Genomic DNA, 16859 nt, shown 5'->3' with positions numbered 1-16859 from the left:
CAGGAGACCCTTATGTTCCTCATCGCATTCCTGGGCGGCTTATTGACCGTCCTCAGCCCTTGTATCCTGCCGGTCGTGCCATTTCTGTTCGCGGGTATCGACCGCACACGCTCGTCGATCCTGCTTACCCTTGGTGGCATGGTCCTGACCTTCGCGCTGATTTCCAGCCTGGCCGTGGTCAGCAGTGAATGGGTGATTCAGGCCAACAACACCGGGCGTCATGTGGCACTGGTGGTGATGGCGCTGTTTGCCTTGTCGTTGATCTCGGCGCGAATCAGTGGCTGGCTGGCCAGCCCGTTCGTGTTACTGGGCAATCGCCTCGACCCCCAGACGCGCAACATGTCCGGGCCGCTGGGTTCGCTGATGATCGGCGTCGCCACTGGCCTGCTCTGGGCGCCGTGCGCCGGGCCTATTCTCGGGGTGATCCTTACCGGCGCCATGCTGCAAGGCGCCAATGCGCAAACCAGCCTGCTGCTGGTGGCCTACGGCCTGGGCAGTGCACTGTCGTTGGGTATGCTGATTTTTGCCGGACGCGGTTTAGTCAATCGCCTGAAGGCCTCGATTCCGGTCACGGGTTGGCTGCGGCGCGCCACCGGTTTTGCGGTCCTGGCCGCAGCGCTGATGATTTCTACCGGTGCCGACAAGACACTGTTGGCCGGGGCGTCGTTCGAAGGCGTCAGCGTGCTGGAAAAAGGCGTGCTGCAAAGCGTCCCCAAAGTCGTCGAGTACCTGGTAAGCAAGGCCAAGGCCGAACCCACCCTCGACAACGCCCAAGGCCCGATGCCGTCGCTGTCCGGCGCGGTGGAATGGCTCAATTCGCCCGCACTGACCAGTGAATCGCTCAGAGGCAAAGTGGTGCTCGTCGATTTCTGGACTTACGACTGCATCAATTGCCAGCACACCCTGCCGTACGTGAAGGACTGGGCGCAGAAGTACGAGAAGGATGGCTTGGTGGTAATCGGCGTCCACACCCCGGAATACGGTTTTGAACGCATCATCAGCAATGTCAGGGATCAGGTGAAAAAGCTCGGCATCACTTACCCGGTAGCCATCGATAACAACTACGCGATCTGGCGAAACTTCGATAACCAGTACTGGCCCGCGCACTACCTGATCGACGCCAAAGGGCAAGTGCGTTTCACCCACTTCGGAGAAGGGCGCTACGAGACGCAGGAAAAGATGATTCAGCAACTGCTGCAGGAGGCGAAAGCTCTAGCCGCGTAACCCTTGAAAATCCATGGCCCACAGGCAACGCGCTGTGGGCCATTAGCTTTTTCTCCTGCGGCCTGGGTTGCGCGACCACACTCTCCCGCCGACACCGGACTGCTTTACCCCGCCGAACGGCGCCAGCAGCTCTGTCGAAATTCTGTTGATCAACACCGAGCCGGCGTAGAGTGCTGGAAACGCCGCTTCGCCTTTGGCGTGTCATTTCGCGGTAGCGGCTTTTTCGATGAGGCGGGCAACCGGTTCCGGGTTCGAAACCATCACGACATGGGAAGCGCCCTTGACCACTTCCACGGCTTTGGCAGCGGCGCGCTTGGCCATGAATGCCATGGCTTGCGGGGGAATGTTCTTGTCCTTGTCGCCGTAGATGTACCAGGACGGAATATGCTTCCAGGCAGGGCTGCCGGCCGCTTCGTTGAGCGCCGCTTCCGTTACCGGGCGTTGGGTGGCGGCCATCAATGCCGCCTCTTTCGCGGGGACGTCAGCGGCGAACTGGTTGTGAAACTTGTCCTGCTGGATGTACAAGTCCTTGCCCCCATCGGCCAGCGGTACAGGCGCAGCCAGCGTTGGGCCCAGCGTGCTGCCCGGGAATTTGCCGGCCAGCCCGGCGACGGTTTCCCCAACCTCAGGTGCAAATGCACTGACGTAAACCAGGGCTTTGACGTTGGCATGATCGTTGGCCGCATCACTGATAACGTTGCCGCCATAGGAATGGCCGACCAACACCACCGGCGAATGAATGCTCGTCAGCAATGCCGAGATTGCCGAACCATCGCTTTTTACACCGCGCAACGGGTTGGCAGCGGCAACCACCGGGTAACCGTCCTTCTCGAGAATCTTCACCACGCCATTCCAACTCGACGCATCGGCAAAGGCGCCATGTACGAGCACAATCGTGGGTTTTTCAGTTTGCGACCAGGCGTGTGTCGCCATGCTCAGGCTGACGGCGACGGCCAGTGCGGTTAATACTTTTTTCATTGTTAACTCCGGGTTTGACGGGAAATCAGGGAGCGAAGCGCGTGAAGACAAAGTCGTGATTACGCACTCGCGCCTGGTGACAGGCGAAGCAGGTTGCGTGTTGGGCTTCATCGGCCGGTTTACCGTTGATAAACCGCCCGAATCCCCAGCCACCGGTTGCTGCATATTTTTTCGAGTCCTTGACCATCACCTGCACGGTCGTGGCCGGCCCCGGGATGGACGCCGGCTCGAATTCCGGGGACTGCACATGTTTCCAGGCCAGCTTTACCAGCACCGTGCCATCAGGGAATGGCAGCGTTGAATCCTGATAAGCCTTGATGGCCAAGTCATTGCCCAGCACGGCTCGCAGTTCGTTCAGGGGAGCCGCTTCCTGCGCAGGCGCAATCAGCGGCCATAGGCGGTAGTTTTCCGGCAATTTCACGCCATAGATCGGTGAGGCGTCGCCCTTACTGGCGTCGCCCGAGGCGACACCGGTAGCGGTCAACGCTGCGATTGCAATGGCAGCCGACATCGCGGCCAGAAATTTCAGCTTCATCATCGCCCTCCTCTCAGCCGGTTTTCAAAGATGATCGGCGTCGATCACCGCCTGGGCGAAGGCTTTCGGCGCTTCCTGCGGCAAGTTGTGGCCTACACCACCGGTGATCAATCGGTACTCATACTTGCCAGTGAAGCGCTTGGCGTACGCTTCGGCAGGTGGGTGCGGTGCGCCGTTGGCATCACCTTCCAGGGTGATGGTCGGCACGCTGATGGATGGAAATGCCGCGAGTTTCTTCTCCAGCGCGTCGTATCTGGCCTCGCCCTTGATCAACCCCAGGCGCCAGCGATAGTTGAAAATCGACACGGCCACGTGATCAGGGTTTTGCAAGGACGCCGCGCTACGCTCATAAGTGGCGTCGTCGAAATTCCACTGTGGTGACGCCAGCTTCCAGATGAGCTTGGCGAAGTCATGGGTGTTTTTCTCGTAGCCCAGACGCCCGCGCTCGGTCGCGAAGTAGAACTGGTACCACCACTGCAGTTCGGCGGCTGGCGGCAATGGCGCCTTGCCCGCCTCTTGGCTGCCTATCAGGTAACCGCTCACAGCGACCAGGGCTTTCACTCTTTCCGGCCACAGTGCGGCAACGATATCTGCAGTGCGAGCGCCCCAGTCAAACCCACCCAGTACCGCGGTCTTGATCTTCAGCGCGTCCATGAAGTCGATCAGGTCAGCCGCTAGCGCAGCGGGTTGACCATTGCGAACTGTCTTGGCCGAGAGAAAATGCGTATCGCCATAACCACGCGCAGAAGGGATCAACACTCGATATCCCTTGTCCGCCAAAGCAGGAGCGACATCAGCGTATGCGTTGATATCGTAGGGCCAGCCGTGCAACAAAATGACCACAGGGCCATCGGCTGGGCCGAGTTCCGCGTAAGAAACGTCCAGCAGCCCCGCTTTCACATGCTTAAGAGCACCGAGAGAGGTGTGAGCTCCCGGGGTGATAGCCCCAATGGTGGACGCGGGCACATCAGCCGCGCTGGCTTGGGAAAAACCGACAGCCAACGCTGCGAATTGCAGCATCCCTGCTGCCAACAACGATGGGGCAAGACCCCGCAGGCGGCTGGATTTATTTTGATTGTTCAGCAAGGTCATCTCCATGGTGTTTCTCCGTAGCGAGCCGCCGAATAGCGGCCCGGTGTGTTGACTGGATTGGGTGTGAGCTACTGGGCTGTCTTGGTTGCGCTCAGCTTGGCGCGCAGCGGCCGGAAGGCCTCCCGCAATTCTTCGCTGAACAATTGAGGTTGCTCCCAGGAAGCGAAGTGGCCGCCCTTGTTAACCTGGCTGTAGTAGGAGAGTGATGGGTAAGCGCGTTGCGCCCAGCTTTTTGGCGCCTGATAGATCTCGTGCGGGAAGACCGTGATCGCCACCGGCACCTTGATGCTTGCGGTGTTCTGCGCGGCAGCGCTGAAATTGTTGTTGTTGTTTTCCCAGTAGAAACGCGATGACGATGCGCCTGCGTTCGTCAGCCAGTACAGGCTGATATCGTCCAGCATCTCGTCACGGGTCAATACCCGTTCAGGCTGGCCATCACTGTCCGTCCACGCGGCGATTTTTTCGTACATCCACGCCGCAGTTCCGGTAGGCGAATCGGCCAGCAGGTAACCGATAGTCTGCGGGCGCGTCACCATCATCGCGCCGTATGCTGCATTGCGCCCGAAGAAGGTGCTCAAGGAATCAAACGCCTTGCGTTCAGGCTCAGTGAGCCCGTCAGGGGCCGGGTCACCACTATTGATCGGCTTGACCAATTCGGGCGGGATGGTGGCCGGCATGTTCAAGTGAATGCCCAACAGCCCCGGCGGATTCAGGCGGCCCAATGCATCCGATATGACCGAACCGTGATCTCCGCCCTGGGAAACATAGTGGGTATAACCCAGACGCTTGATGAGCACATCCCAAGCCTTCGCGACTCGATCCGGCCCCCAACCCAATTCAGTTGGCTTACCGGAAAAGCCGTGTCCCGGAATCGATGGAATGATCACGTCGAACGAATCTTCAACCTTACCGCCGTAAGCAACGGGATCCGTGAGCGGGCCGATCGTCTTCAGGAACTCAAACTGTGAGCCAGGCCATCCGTGTGTCAGAAGCAGCGGCATCGCGTTGGGGTTTGGCGAGCGAACATGGATGAATTGAATATCGACGCCGTCGATAGTCGTGATGAATTCAGGCAGCGCATTGAGCTTCGCTTCAGCCTTGCGCCAGTCATAGCCGCTGCCCCAATACTTCACCAGCGCCTGGACCTGGGCCAACTGCACGCCTTGGGACACGTCATTGACGGTTTCTTTGTCCGGCCAGCGGGTCGCCGCAATGCGCTTTTTCAGATCGGTCAATTGAGCTTCATCGACGTGAACTCGATAAGGTCTAATCGATTCGGGATGGGTCGAGGCCGAGCTGGCAACTGACGCATCGGCGGCCGGGCCAGCAGCCCATGCAGCACCGCTGCCGGCTATCAGGGCCAACCCCAAAGCGCCCATGCTCACGGAAGAAGCCAGACAATGGCGCCAGGTGAAACCGAACGTAGCTGCAGGCATTTTGAATTTCCTATAAGTCATTGGTCGACAACGTCGCGAAACGCGCAGAGATAGCCGCGAGTTAAATGAGTCATCCATTGGAGAAGGTTTGCGCCTTCTCGATGGGTTCATTTAAAGCCCCGCAGGTATCCCGTATGTGTCATCAACCGACTTAAAGGAATCGCTGTGTATCTATCCAAAGCGCAGATACAAAACGATACAAATGCGCCAATCGCTGCTAAAGACAGGGTTCCACTTCGTGATCTAACCCCTGCCCATTCACGCCTTGATCGATTTGGGTATCGCGATACGGCTACTGGTCTTAATTTCGCGTAAAGCCAGACTGGACTGGATGGACGCAATACCCACCTGACGCCTGAGCACCTGCTCGATAAAGTCACTGTAGCTATCAAGATCCTCTGCCAACACTTGCAGCACGTAATCGGCATCCCCAGTGATCTTGTGACAGGCCAACACTTCAGGCAGTTGAGCAATCACTGCCTCAAAAGCATCGGGAGCGTGGTCGGCGTGGGTGGAAAAACGGATGTGCACGAACGCCATGATATCCAGCCCCAGCATTCGTCGATCAAGGTTCGCCTGGTAGCCTTTAATCACGCCCGCCTCCTCCATTCTCTTACGCCGCCTCCAACAAGGTGTCAGGCTTAATGACAAGCGCTCACTGAGCTCAGAGTTGGAAATACTCGCATCCTCCTGCAGCAACGCGAGAATCGCCAGGTCGGTGTCGTCGAGACTGATGCGTTTGGATGTTTTTTTCTGCATTACGTCATTCCTGAGTAAAAACGCCCGAATAATCCAGTAAACCACGAAAACAAAGCAAAGAAAGCGCATCAGAGCCGGAACAGAATATTTGCACTGGCCCATATCAGCGGATGCGCACAATGTTTACAGTTTTCAGTGATTCCCACCGTTTGCACCACGGCACCGAATTGAAAGACGGCGTGCTCAAGCCCTCCTTCGAACAGCCCAGTCGGGCCGATACCGTCCACCATCGGGTCAAACAGGTAGGTCTTGGCCAGATCATCGAACCGCGAGCATTTGATCGGTCGTGCTATGTCAACGCGCACAGCGAGCGCTACGTAACTTTTCTGGAATCTGCCTGGTCTGAATGGTGTGCAACCGGGCGCACCCACGATGCCTTGCCGCTGGTATGGCCAGTGCGTGATCTGGCCAACGAGCAAGTCCCGACGTTCATCGACGGCAAGCTGGGTTTCTTTGCCATGGACGCCGGCTCACCCATTACCGCCACCACCTGGCAAGCGGTAAAAACCAGTGCCGATATCGCGCTGACCGGACTGGCGCTGATCGATGAAGGTCACGACAGTGCCTTTGCCCTATGCCGCCCACCCGGCCATCACGCAGCACGTGAATACATGGGCGGCTATTGCTATCTGAACAACGCAGCCATTGCCGCACAGCAGGCTATTACCCGAGGCGCCAAGCGTGTCGCGGTATTGGATATCGACTTTCATCATGGCAACGGTACCCAGAATATTTTCTACGGGCGCAGTGACGTCATGTTTGTCTCGCTGCACGGCGAACCGACGGTGTCCTATCCGTACTACTCAGGCTACAGCCACGAAGTCGGCGCTGGTCACGGCGAAGGTTACAACCTGAACTATCCGCTGCCGAAGAACACCTCTTGGGAAAGCTACCGCAACGCCTTGCTCCACGCCTGCAAGAAACTCCAGCAATTTGCCCCTGACGTGCTGGTTATTTCACTGGGCGTCGACACCTTCAAGGACGACCCCATCAGCCACTTTTTGCTTGAAAGCGAAGACTTCATCTGCATCGGCGAGCTGATAGCCGGCGTGGGCTGCCCTGCCCTGTTTGTGATGGAGGGTGGCTACATGGTCGATGAAATCGGGATCAATGCAGTCAATGTGCTGCATGGTTACGAGAGCAAACGGGCCTGAAACTCCGCAAACCACTACCGTCAGTAGCCATTACATCTCTATCAAGGTCATCTGATTCCCACTTTTCTACCAAAACTCAAAAACATAAAATCAAGAGGTTTTGTAATGAAATCGACTCCGTCCGAGCGGGTTGAACAGCCCGCGCTGCAGCGCACACTCAGCAATCGTCACATTCAGTTAATGGCCATGGGCGGTGCTATCGGGACAGGCCTGTTCATGGGTTCCGGGAAGATCATCGCCCTCTCCGGCACGTCGATCATCCTCATCTATATGATCATCGGACTGTTCGTCTACTTCGTCATGCGTGCCATGGGCGAAATGTTACTTTCCAATTTGAGCTTCAAAACCTTCGCTGATTTTGCCGGTGCCTATCTTGGCCCACGCGCAGCATTCTTTCTCGGCTGGTCATATTGGCTAAGCTGGAGCGTTGCAGTGATAGGTGATGCAGTCGTGGTGGGTGGATTTTTTCAGTATTGGTTCCCTGATATACCCGCCTGGATACCAGCCATCGGCATGCTGATAACACTGTTCGCCTTGAACGTGCTGACTGTCAGGCTCTTCGGTGAAGTGGAGTTCTGGTTCGCGATCATCAAAATCATTGCCGTCGTTGCCCTGATTGGGGTGAGCATGGTGCTGATTGCCAGCTCCTTTGTCTCACCCAGTGGCGTCACCGCGTCCCTGAACCACTTGCTGGATAAACAGGGCGCATTCCCCAACGGCTTGTTCGGTTTCTTTGCCGGGTTTCAGATGGCGATTTTCTCATTTGCGGGCACCGAGCTGATCGGCACCGCAGCCGCCGAAACGCGCTCCCCCGAAAAGACCCTGCCTAAAGCCATCAACTCGATTCCGCTCAGAATCATCTTGTTTTATGTGCTGGCACTGGCCTGCATTATTGCAGTGACTTCCTGGCAACAGGTTTCGCCCAACAAGAGCCCCTTCGTCGAGCTGTTTCTGGTTGCGGGGTTCCCCGCAGCGGCCGGTATCGTCAACTTTGTGGTGCTGACATCCGCCGCCTCATCGGCCAACAGTGGCGTATTTTCATCCAGCCGGATGCTGTTCGGACTGGCTAATCAGGACAACGCTCCGGGGATTTTCCGGCGTCTGTCGAGCAATAGCGTGCCTCTGCTGAGCTTGGCGTTCACCACCTTGTTGATGCTGCTGGGCGTGTTGTTGCTGTTCATCGTTCCAGAAGTCATGACCGCGTTCACCATCGTCTCTACCGTGTCAGCAATTCTGGTGATTTTCACTTGGTCGACGATCCTCGCGTCGTACATTGCCTATTGCAACAGGCGTCCTGACCTGCATGCAAAATCGACCTACAAGATGCCTGGCGGCGCACCGATGGCCTGGTTCTCTCTGGCATTTCTGGGCTTTGTTCTTTGTCTGCTGGCGTTGAGACCCGACACCCGAATTGCCTTGATGGTCATGCCGGGGTGGTTCATATGGTTGGCAATTGCTTACCAGTTGACCTGTTCCAGAAAACCCAAGCCCGCTGACAGTTCGGCAAATCAATACAAACGCGAAGGCTTGGTTTAAGGGCTATGGCTTACCGCCCTCGTACCTCCTGGCGCGGAACTCCAAGGAGTACGAGGGAAATCTTGCTGAGGTTCAGCGACCAAGCAATCTCTTCAGCACCAGTAGAGCAACAGCCCCGATTGCCAGTGCAGCAACCGGCTTCTCTTTGACGAATGTAGAAACGCTGTCCAGTGCGTCGCCATAAGTTTGCGTCAGTTGACCGGCAGCCTGGCGTCCAGCGCCCTCAGCTTCCAACTTCGAATCACCAAAAAGCTTCCCGACTGCGCTCTGCGCTTTGCCAGCAACCTTTTCTACAACGCCTTCTACCTGTTCGCTCTTCATGATGAACCAAACCTTCGTTTTTAATTGGGTAACCCAGGAGAAACCTGGACTTGAGGCAACGTGCAAAGCGTTAGGTGGACAGGCTTAGCGATTAGTTCAAATTGATGAACCTCACTTGGTCCAGATCAAATTAGATCAAAGGACTTTATATATCTGCGAAACCACCCGCCTCATCGCCTCTTCAATCGTCCCTTCATTGCGACACATCACCCACCCCTGCCCCACAGCCGCTCGCTCAAACGCCTCGGTACACGCAACTTGCTCTTCCAGCTTAGACATCACCGTACTGCTCAGCCCGCGCCGTCGTGCTGCCGCCCGTGCCCAGGATATTTGCGCCGCGGTGACAACCCCCACATGCAGATCCGGCACTTGCACCTGTCGATGAATGTTCAGTTCAAGAATGTCTGCAAAGGGTATCAATCGACGAAACGCTGCATCAGACGGGTACCAGCGATCCATCAGGATGATGCTGTCAGGTGGCTGTGCGGCCAGTACGTGCTGGGTAATCCAACTGCGGCTGTCAGCAAAGCGCTCACACACCTCAAGTTCCAGGTCCCGGCTGGGGTCTCTGGCGAATTTGTTAACCAGCGCCATCGTTTGCGCTCGATAGGGATCGCTCTTGCGCTCGCACAGTCGGACGACCTTTTTATTGTCGGCCCTCAATGCTGTCGTAACGGCCTCCAACAGCGTGGTTTTGCCGGTGCCCTTGGGCCCATCCAACGAAATAAACAGCGCCCGAGTCATACGAGCGCTGCGTTATCGTTCAGGTTGTGCAGTTCCATGGGGCCTCGGGATCTTTGCGGTTGGGCGAGTTGGCCTCCATTATGGGCAACCCTATGACCCAATGCGAGGCTGGACTGGCCGCCGCGCCCTCCCCGCGTCGACGGTCAGTCATTCAGCATCCGGCTTTGCGGCACGCCAGCCTCGTACTTCAACGCCCACGGCGCAATCAACCGCTGCGGGGTCTGGCAGGTTTTGCGTTTAAACACGAAGTTGCGACACTTCTCGGCAAACTGCTGGCGGTTGTCCACCATATCCAAACGCATCTGTGCCAGTTCCTGCTCGCGACAGCGTTCAACTTGCTGAGTATCCAGCGTGGCTTTGCGTGTGCGTGCGTAAAGGTACTTATCATCGGTCAACGCACTGTCGGCCTGTTGCAAAAGCCACAAGCCAAATGCCTGTGGGCAACGCGGGCCGATGGCCTGGACCATGCCGTATTGCTGGGCCTGAATGGCACTGATGGGCAAGCATTCTTCAGTGAGTTTATGCGCGATTTCGCTGCCCACGGCCCGTGGCAGGCTGTACGTCCAGTATTCGGAGCCGTAGAGCCCCATGGTTTTGTAGTGCGGGTTGAGCACCACACCTTCGCGGGCTAATACAATGTCGGCGGCCAGCGCCAGCATCACGCCGCCTGCGCCCGCGCTGCCGGTCAGGCCGCTGATCACCAGTTGCCTGGCGGTGAGCAGCTCCAGGCACACATCGTCGATGGCTTGAATATTGGCCCAGGCTTCCAGCCCCGGCACGTCGGCGGCCTGGATGACGTTGAGATGAACGCCATTGGAAAAGCTACCGCGCCCGCCCTTGATCAGCAACACGTGGGTGTCTCGCGCCTTGGCCCAGCGCAACGCTGCCACCAGCCGCTGGCATTGTTCGGTGCTCATGGCGCCGTTGTAGAACTCGAACGTCAGTTCGCCGACGTGGCCGAACTCTTGGTAGCGAATAGGTTGATAGACCCGCTCGTTGAACGGCTGGCGGGCGACTGAACTGTCCAGCACTGGAACGCCGGCCAGCCGTTGCGCCAGAACATGCCGTGCCGGCAGCTTGAAGGTCTCTGGGCCTTTGGGTTTGAGCGAGCCGATCCACAGGCTGTAATCCCCAGCCGCCACCAGCACGGCGTCGTCCTGTACCGCGAGGATTTCTCCGGGGGTGCCCTGGCGGGCGTCCAAGTGCGCGTCGTAGAGGTAATATTGCCCGCCCAACAGGCTTGCCAACACGCCGGGCTGGCCATCGGCAGCGTCGATGCTGCGCTTGATAAAGGCTGCGCAATCGAACCAACTGAAGGTGCGGTCAGCCTGGGTCATGTTCGGCTGCAAGCGTCCGATGACACTGGGTTGGGTGTAATCGAGCGGTGTCGGCACGAAGCCCTTGGCGAATTTCGCCACGACGTCACGGATGCAAACCATCGCGGCGTCGCTCACCAGGCCGTTGTACAACTCGGATTTTCGCACCTGGTCGGGCATGTCGAACTCACAGGTGGACCAGATCGGCCCGGCGTCCATTTCCTCCACCGCTTGCAAGGCGGTGACGCCCCAACGGCTGGCCTGCTGGGTGATCGCCCAATCCAGCGCACTGGCGCCACGGTCGCCGACGATGCCCGGATGGATGATCACCACCGGGCGCAGGGGATGGCTCCACAGTTGGTGCGGCACACGGTCCTTCAAAAAGGGGCAGATCACCAGGTCGGCGCCGGACGCCTCCACCTGCTGGCACACGGTGGCTTGATCGGTGAATACCACAACGCTGGGGTCGTGACCCGCCTGGCGCAAATCCAGCCAGGCCCGTTGGGTTAAACCGTTGAATGCCGATGATAACAACAGGATCTTCAGTGATCGCATGGCTGACTCTTCCTTGAGAATGTGCGACCAGAGCTGCTCGTTGAGCCGTCCCTGGCCATCGATAAGCGCCCAAGGTTATAGAGCGGGCCAGCGGGGTCACCTGATCGAGATCAATCTTGTGTCAGCAAAGCGCGCTGCCTGTTCGAGTTGACAGCCCCCGCCAAAACTCAACAACCTGCACCTCTCACTGCCCTGCCCTGAGTCGGCCCTTGGACTATTTCACCGCCCTCACCGCCTTCATCGAATAAGCCGCGTTGAAGAGCGCACTATCGCGGTAAGCCGATTTGCTAGCTGTGACAGCCCCATGCTGGCTACTGCGTTTCTCACTCGCGAGCAACGCCCACTTCATCTCTTAAATGGTGAAAAGCCGGATTCAATTCATGTGCTTCTCACTAATTCCTTTACTATTCCAAGCCATCGAGGCCAGATTGATCGTCTCTTGAAGTTGCAGAGACCTAGTTTATAGCGAATCATACGGCTCCTAGCAGGACTTTGACGCTGGCCCAATCGTTCATAATATTTTGCATTGTCACTTTAAAGACTTTAAGCATTTTAATATTTGTGATTTGGTCGGTGTTGCGTTGAGCGTTCTGGATAAAGCTGGAAGTTTCTATCCAAAGTTTTTCAAATTTCACAATGGCTGGATCTATGCGTGCCACACGCTCAGATAATCCTAAATACCAACCACATACTACCAGGGAGATCAAGGGGGACATAATCCTGTTGTGATTCCTCGACGACGCTTCCTCTTCTCTTTGTTCTAATAATATCTTTTCTCGAGACTCAGCCTCTATTAATTTCTCAGTGTTCTCTTCCTTTGTGGCTTGTCGAATCTCTTCACGTACAGCTTCAAGAAGCGGTGCCGTTTTTGGAAAAGCCTGATTTATCGGACCTTCTACATAAGGGCGAAGATCATTCACAACAAAGTGTTTGAATTCGGAGACAGTATTTTGAAATGCACTGACTCGTTTAAAAGCCGTAGACGTTGTGGTTTGCAGTGCTTCCATATGGCTAGAGAGTGAATTGCGTTGGCAAATATCTTCGACGCTGAGTAACGAGGCATCGAATTGGTCAATTTCAAGCTGGCTTAAATGGTCGACTTTTTTGGTTTCAGCTGAGGTGTTGTTGATGATGCTTATAACTGATTCGCCAAAGCGCTGGACATTGTTTGCGATGTCTATAATTTCAGAGCGAACAAGCAAAGACCTTTCAGCTATGGCATCGCCATCTCTATAAAATCTAATGGCATTTTTGATAAAACTGTCAAGCTCTGCACCTTTACCTTTCCAATAGTGAGGCACGTCGCCGTAATTCTCTTCGAAAGCAATATAAGGGTCTTTGATATAAGCAAATTCAATTTGTTCATTATAGTGCACTACGAAATCGGGCTGATTTCTGTTGAATGCAGTGAGCTTGGGGTCTCGGAAGAAAAGGGTTACTGTAGCTGCGTCCATTGTTAATCCTCTCATTGATTGCGAGTGACGCGATAGAAGGCCGCTTGCCATTCGAGAAAATGCAATCTATTTATCGAAATTGCCAACTCTAAAAGATAGAGGTGCAGCCATGCTTAATAATGGGGGGCATAATAGATATATGCGCCGGAAAGCTTAAATCTAAACCGTTGAGTCAGTTAGTGCGGCGCAACCAGTAAAATGCAATAGCATCAATATGCCGAGGGACATCCGGTAAATTTTCAAGGAACTTGTCGCCAATGGAAATCAGGCCATCGGTGGAATTTATATCGTACGGAGAAAAAACTTCGTTGATGAGTCCAGTCAACATTCCGATGATTTTTCGAGCCTCTGCCACGTACAATTCCCGCGGCTCGAAGATATCCTGTATCGCCGTCAATGCGCTTTTTTTATCATCAATTTCGTTTACTTTCTTTTGTTCGTAGTTCATCTGGGATTGCCGAATGGAAATCTCCCCAGCTAATTTATCACGCGCTTCTACTAGGTGGTTATACTTAAGCTGATCGTTCAAGATATTGAGCACTTTTTGCGCAACGTTCAAGCCTGATTCTACAGCTATTGTCGCTTTTTTTGATGGGGAGTTAACGGCTGAAGTCACCGCTGTTTTTACTTCATCAAAAATAGGCTGCCCCCTGTCAATGAATGTTTTTGACTCAAATTCAATAATTGCTTTTTCAAGCGTTTCATATTGCCCTCGCTTTCCACTAAGCTCTTTTTGATCTGCTGGAAGATTGCTTAATAATTTGATGCGCTCTGATTCGAGTGTGGCAATTTCTCCCGAGTTATCAGTAAGTGTCACTGTTTCAAAACCATCCAGTGCCGCAGTCATGCGCCGCGCAAGCTCTTCAAGGTTTGTTTTTACATCTTGAAGGTTCTTTCTCAACTCTAACTTTATTGAGTTGTCGTCATTTTCTTTGACGATTTTCAGATAAGGTCGTATTTGCGTGTCGTTCAGGATGCTCGCCACATTGCTCAAATCCTCATTGAATGTTCTATCAGAACTATCGAGTGAGTGTTTGAGGCTCTGGAGTTCAGAGGCGAGTGCGGGAATATAGAGACTGCTCAGTTTCACGTCTGCGTACTCGCGTATTAAAATCCGAGCTTTATTAATATTTGGCTTGTAGGGGGACACTAGTTCGATAGTCATTTTTATGTCCTCAGGTATCAGTTTCTTTGGCCGAAAGCAGCCGACATGTTATTCATGTTGTCCTGGATATTCTTCCAACGCGATAGTACGTCAGTCATTTTGATAACAAAAATAACAAGAAGGCTAAAATCCCTGGTCCCAGATAGTGCGTTTTTCGCTGCTGTAATTTCAGTAAGTGTATTACTCCACAGTGTTTCGATTTGCATTAGCCCCTCTACTGCTCCTTTGGTGAAAATCTTAAGACTGACCATTCCTGAATGGATGCTATTAAGCACCGATGCCACCTTTTGTAATTCGGCTTGCCGAGCCAATAACGTACTCTCTTGATGGTTCAGCTCGGTAATTTTCGCGTTATAATCCGCGTCGCGGACGCCAAAATAGGCGCCACATACTGGTACGCCGATAACAGGAAGGATTAGAGTGGCAAACATAAACCACTCCCCCACGCTGTACTTGGATTCACTTCGCAGATTGCTGAGCTGATTGTTAACGGTGATAAGCTTTGCTGTGATGTCTCGCAGCTCTTCCAATGTCTTGGAGGCTAATGCGATGTTTGCTTTGTGTCCTACATCCTGTTCGATTCTATCCAGAGTCGCGTCGAAGTCTACTAACTGCGTCTTAACTTCTGCAGCAATATTTTGCTTGTCCTGAATGGAGCCAATAATTAATTTCACGTATTCGTTGATCGTTTCGTAAGTATCATCGACCTGGGGGCCGCTCGTACTCAGTGGAACCTTGAAATTCTGGATTTGTTCAACTGTAAGATCAGTCGTTTTAAGTTTATAGTCGTCATAGCCTTCAATGGCCTGAACTTCGTCAAGTGCCGGCTGAGTGTTTGCTTTAAGGTCGCTCGCAAAGCGCTTCAAAGAACTGGAAACTTTTATTATTTGTGTTTCCAGAGGGGACCATTTTTTTGCATGGTTATGAATATTATCAAAGGTGACCAATAGATCAGACGCAGTAATGCCACCCTCATTAACACTTCCATGGAATTCGCTATTAATAGATTCTAAAGTGAGCGGGAGCGTAAGCCCCGCATTCACATAACGCCTAACTTTTTCCACGTCGTCTGAAGTCACCTTGGCCTTAGGTGGGCTGTATGAAATTTCACTGCTCATAAACTGTTCCCTCTATTTAGGTGTATTTGTGTTTCTTATTGGAAAATTTAGCAAAAAAAATGAAAGGATCTACTGTGACTTTTGACAGTTGACAAGCTTGGGTTGGCGTACCCTTTATCTGGCAGCTAGATAAAACCATAAAGAACAAGAAGTTGTATTTATGGTGGGGTTGGCATGGCGGCGAAATTAGTTAGCCAGTGGATGCCTGGTAGCTTTTTCTTGGATAGTAATGGAATAAAAAATGTCTAGGCTCTGTACGAAAAGTAATGTCGTAAACACCTCATGGCGCAGGCCCGAGAGACCATCGTCGCATAACTTTTCGCGAGTTCGTCGAAGCGCGTAACGATGCTGTTCATTGTTGCCCTGGGCAACGGCGTTCTTTTATCACTGACCACCCTTCGACTGGACGCAGCCGGTGCCTCGGCCACCATGACTGGTATCGTTTCACCAACAGCCCTGATTTATGAAAACGGGGGCTGCATCGTGGTTCTACGGTCGTGCAGTTGACAGCCCCCGGCAAAACTCAACAACCTGCACCTCTCATCGCCCTGCCCTGAGGCTGCCCTTGGACTATTTCACCGCCCTCACCGCCTTCATCGAAGCCGCCGAAGGCAACAACTTCTCCCGCGCCGCCGAGCGCTTGGGCATCAAGGCCTCAACGGTCTCGCGCTACGTGAAGGACCTTGAGCAGGACTTGGGCATCGCGCTGTTCAACCGCTCCACACGCACGCTGCATCTGACCGAAGGCGGCCAGACCTTCCTGATACACGCACGCAGGGTGCTGGATGAGCTGGAACACGCCAAGGCTGCCACGTCTGCGTTGAACCAGCATCCCCGGGGCGTGTTGAAACTTAACCTGCCACCGGCGTTTGCTCGCCATCACATCCTGCCGGCGTTGAATGACTTTCTGGTGCGCTACCCGCAAATCAGCGTGGAACTGGTGCTGGATAACAGCCAGGTCAATTTGATTCATGCCGGCGTCGATTTAGCCATCCGCATTGGCGAGCTGGCCGATTCGACGCTCAAGGCACGCAAGCTCAGCGACGGCCATTACCGCTTGGTGGTCAGCCCGGCGTTTGGCATGCAGCACCCTCCTCCGTCCACGCCCACGGACCTGGCCGTTGTGCCTGCGGTGTTGGGCACGGCTATCACGGGCGATATCAGTTTTGTATCCGCCGGTCGCGCGTTCCCGCTGCTGCATGATGGCGCGATTCGAATCAACGACCTGGACGCGCAACTGATCGCCGTGCGCCAAGGCTTGGGCTTTGCGCTGTTGCCCGACTGGCTGGTGGCGCGAAGTATCGAGGCCGGCGACTTGGTAGTGTGGTTACCGGAATGGCATATCCAGGGCGTGGAGCGGGCGTTTGCGGTGTGGTTTGTCTACCCGCCCAAGCGCATTGTGTCGTCCAAGGTCCGGTGTTTTATCGACTTTATCGTTGAACGACTGGGCGAGACCCCGGACTGGAAATGAC

General features: G+C 54.5%; 15 protein-coding genes and 1 pseudogene. 4 read left to right on the top strand and 12 right to left on the bottom strand.

Features of this window, described 5'->3' with window-relative positions; translation table 11 throughout:
* The first annotated feature begins 12 nt into the window (after positions 1 to 12).
* Positions 13 to 1224 carry a cytochrome c biogenesis protein DipZ gene (locus tag N2A98_RS12725; protein WP_275623550.1) on the top strand — a complete coding sequence of 404 codons (1212 nt, stop codon included), beginning with the start codon at positions 13 to 15 and terminating at the stop codon, positions 1222 to 1224.
* A gap of 201 nt (positions 1225 to 1425) precedes the next feature.
* Here the strand turns inward: N2A98_RS12725 and N2A98_RS12720 are convergent, their stop codons facing one another.
* From N2A98_RS12720 to N2A98_RS12700, 5 genes are all read right to left on the bottom strand, one after another.
* Positions 1426 to 2202 (bottom strand): alpha/beta hydrolase, encoded by a 777-nt coding sequence (locus N2A98_RS12720; RefSeq protein WP_275623549.1) that lies wholly within the window; start codon positions 2200 to 2202, stop codon positions 1426 to 1428.
* Positions 2203 to 2227: 25 nt separating this feature from the next.
* The gene (locus tag N2A98_RS12715) at positions 2228 to 2737 is read right to left on the bottom strand and encodes a cytochrome P460 family protein (protein ID WP_275623548.1); all 510 of its coding nucleotides are present in this window, start codon (positions 2735 to 2737) and stop codon (positions 2228 to 2230) included.
* 24 nt (positions 2738 to 2761) lie between these two features.
* Positions 2762 to 3835: an alpha/beta hydrolase gene (locus tag N2A98_RS12710; protein WP_275623547.1), complete on the bottom strand. Its 1074-nt coding sequence runs from the start codon at positions 3833 to 3835 to the stop codon at positions 2762 to 2764.
* Positions 3836 to 3897: 62 nt separating this feature from the next.
* Positions 3898 to 5265, bottom strand: a complete 1368-nt coding sequence (locus N2A98_RS12705; protein WP_044273789.1) for an epoxide hydrolase family protein — start codon at positions 5263 to 5265, stop codon at positions 3898 to 3900.
* Between the two features lie 258 nt (positions 5266 to 5523).
* Positions 5524 to 6024 carry an Lrp/AsnC family transcriptional regulator gene (locus N2A98_RS12700; RefSeq protein WP_047710852.1) on the bottom strand — a complete coding sequence of 167 codons (501 nt, stop codon included), beginning with the start codon at positions 6022 to 6024 and terminating at the stop codon, positions 5524 to 5526.
* A gap of 119 nt (positions 6025 to 6143) precedes the next feature.
* Here N2A98_RS12700 and N2A98_RS12695 point away from each other — a divergent pair, with 119 nt between their 5' ends.
* Positions 6144 to 7178: a histone deacetylase family protein gene (locus N2A98_RS12695; protein ID WP_275623546.1), complete on the top strand. Its 1035-nt coding sequence runs from the start codon at positions 6144 to 6146 to the stop codon at positions 7176 to 7178.
* A gap of 105 nt (positions 7179 to 7283) precedes the next feature.
* Positions 7284 to 8714, top strand: a complete 1431-nt coding sequence (locus N2A98_RS12690; protein ID WP_044273784.1) for an amino acid permease — start codon at positions 7284 to 7286, stop codon at positions 8712 to 8714.
* Between the two features lie 72 nt (positions 8715 to 8786).
* Here N2A98_RS12690 and N2A98_RS12685 read toward each other — a convergent pair whose 3' ends face one another.
* The 7 genes and pseudogenes from N2A98_RS12685 to N2A98_RS12655 form a co-directional block, all read right to left on the bottom strand.
* On the bottom strand, positions 8787 to 9035 hold the full coding sequence (locus N2A98_RS12685; protein ID WP_014718439.1) for a CsbD family protein: 249 nt from the start codon (positions 9033 to 9035) through the stop codon (positions 8787 to 8789).
* A gap of 135 nt (positions 9036 to 9170) precedes the next feature.
* Positions 9171 to 9779 (bottom strand): dTMP kinase, encoded by a 609-nt coding sequence (locus N2A98_RS12680; RefSeq protein WP_047710850.1) that lies wholly within the window; start codon positions 9777 to 9779, stop codon positions 9171 to 9173.
* Between the two features lie 143 nt (positions 9780 to 9922).
* Positions 9923 to 11650, bottom strand: a complete 1728-nt coding sequence (locus N2A98_RS12675; protein WP_275623545.1) for a hydrogenase maturation protein — start codon at positions 11648 to 11650, stop codon at positions 9923 to 9925.
* A 470-nt stretch (positions 11651 to 12120) separates the two neighbouring features.
* Positions 12121 to 13104: a hypothetical protein gene (locus N2A98_RS12670; RefSeq protein WP_275623544.1), complete on the bottom strand. Its 984-nt coding sequence runs from the start codon at positions 13102 to 13104 to the stop codon at positions 12121 to 12123.
* A 172-nt stretch (positions 13105 to 13276) separates the two neighbouring features.
* Positions 13277 to 14269, bottom strand: a complete 993-nt coding sequence (locus N2A98_RS12665; protein WP_078803078.1) for an alpha-xenorhabdolysin family binary toxin subunit B — start codon at positions 14267 to 14269, stop codon at positions 13277 to 13279.
* 17 nt (positions 14270 to 14286) lie between these two features.
* Positions 14287 to 15387: an alpha-xenorhabdolysin family binary toxin subunit A gene (locus N2A98_RS12660; RefSeq protein WP_275623543.1), complete on the bottom strand. Its 1101-nt coding sequence runs from the start codon at positions 15385 to 15387 to the stop codon at positions 14287 to 14289.
* 245 nt (positions 15388 to 15632) lie between these two features.
* Positions 15633 to 15734, bottom strand: a pseudogene (locus N2A98_RS12655) (IS5/IS1182 family transposase); the annotation flags it as partial.
* A gap of 218 nt (positions 15735 to 15952) precedes the next feature.
* On the opposite strand from N2A98_RS12655, the gene N2A98_RS12650 reads away from it, so the two are divergent.
* Positions 15953 to 16858: a LysR family transcriptional regulator gene (locus tag N2A98_RS12650; RefSeq protein ID WP_275623542.1), complete on the top strand. Its 906-nt coding sequence runs from the start codon at positions 15953 to 15955 to the stop codon at positions 16856 to 16858.
* Position 16859 lies beyond the last annotated feature (1 nt).

The sequence above is a fragment of the Pseudomonas sp. FJ2-5-13 genome (assembly GCF_029201605.1).
Taxonomy (GTDB): Bacteria; Pseudomonadota; Gammaproteobacteria; order Pseudomonadales; family Pseudomonadaceae; genus Aquipseudomonas; species Aquipseudomonas lactis.
Note: the sequence above shows the minus strand (reverse complement) of the source record. Positions and strands in the feature narration are given on the sequence as shown.

Bases quoted from the DNA above. Each gene is read 5' to 3' on its own strand.
- N2A98_RS12695 (WP_275623546.1), top strand. From the start codon at position 6,144: ATGTTTACAGTTTTCAGTGATTCCCACCGTTTGCACCACGGCACCGAA.
- N2A98_RS12725 (WP_275623550.1), top strand. From the start codon at position 13: ATGTTCCTCATCGCATTCCTGGGCGGCTTATTGACCGTCCTCAGCCCT.
- N2A98_RS12705 (WP_044273789.1), bottom strand. From the start codon at position 5,265: ATGCCTGCAGCTACGTTCGGTTTCACCTGGCGCCATTGTCTGGCTTCT.
- N2A98_RS12715 (WP_275623548.1), bottom strand. From the start codon at position 2,737: ATGAAGCTGAAATTTCTGGCCGCGATGTCGGCTGCCATTGCAATCGCA.
- N2A98_RS12690 (WP_044273784.1), top strand. From the start codon at position 7,284: ATGAAATCGACTCCGTCCGAGCGGGTTGAACAGCCCGCGCTGCAGCGC.
- N2A98_RS12675 (WP_275623545.1), bottom strand. From the start codon at position 11,650: ATGCGATCACTGAAGATCCTGTTGTTATCATCGGCATTCAACGGTTTA.
- N2A98_RS12670 (WP_275623544.1), bottom strand. From the start codon at position 13,104: ATGGACGCAGCTACAGTAACCCTTTTCTTCCGAGACCCCAAGCTCACT.
- N2A98_RS12720 (WP_275623549.1), bottom strand. From the start codon at position 2,202: ATGAAAAAAGTATTAACCGCACTGGCCGTCGCCGTCAGCCTGAGCATG.
- N2A98_RS12665 (WP_078803078.1), bottom strand. From the start codon at position 14,269: ATGACTATCGAACTAGTGTCCCCCTACAAGCCAAATATTAATAAAGCT.
- N2A98_RS12680 (WP_047710850.1), bottom strand. From the start codon at position 9,779: ATGACTCGGGCGCTGTTTATTTCGTTGGATGGGCCCAAGGGCACCGGC.
- N2A98_RS12700 (WP_047710852.1), bottom strand. From the start codon at position 6,024: ATGCAGAAAAAAACATCCAAACGCATCAGTCTCGACGACACCGACCTG.
- N2A98_RS12685 (WP_014718439.1), bottom strand. From the start codon at position 9,035: ATGAAGAGCGAACAGGTAGAAGGCGTTGTAGAAAAGGTTGCTGGCAAA.
- N2A98_RS12710 (WP_275623547.1), bottom strand. From the start codon at position 3,835: ATGGAGATGACCTTGCTGAACAATCAAAATAAATCCAGCCGCCTGCGG.
- N2A98_RS12660 (WP_275623543.1), bottom strand. From the start codon at position 15,387: ATGAGCAGTGAAATTTCATACAGCCCACCTAAGGCCAAGGTGACTTCA.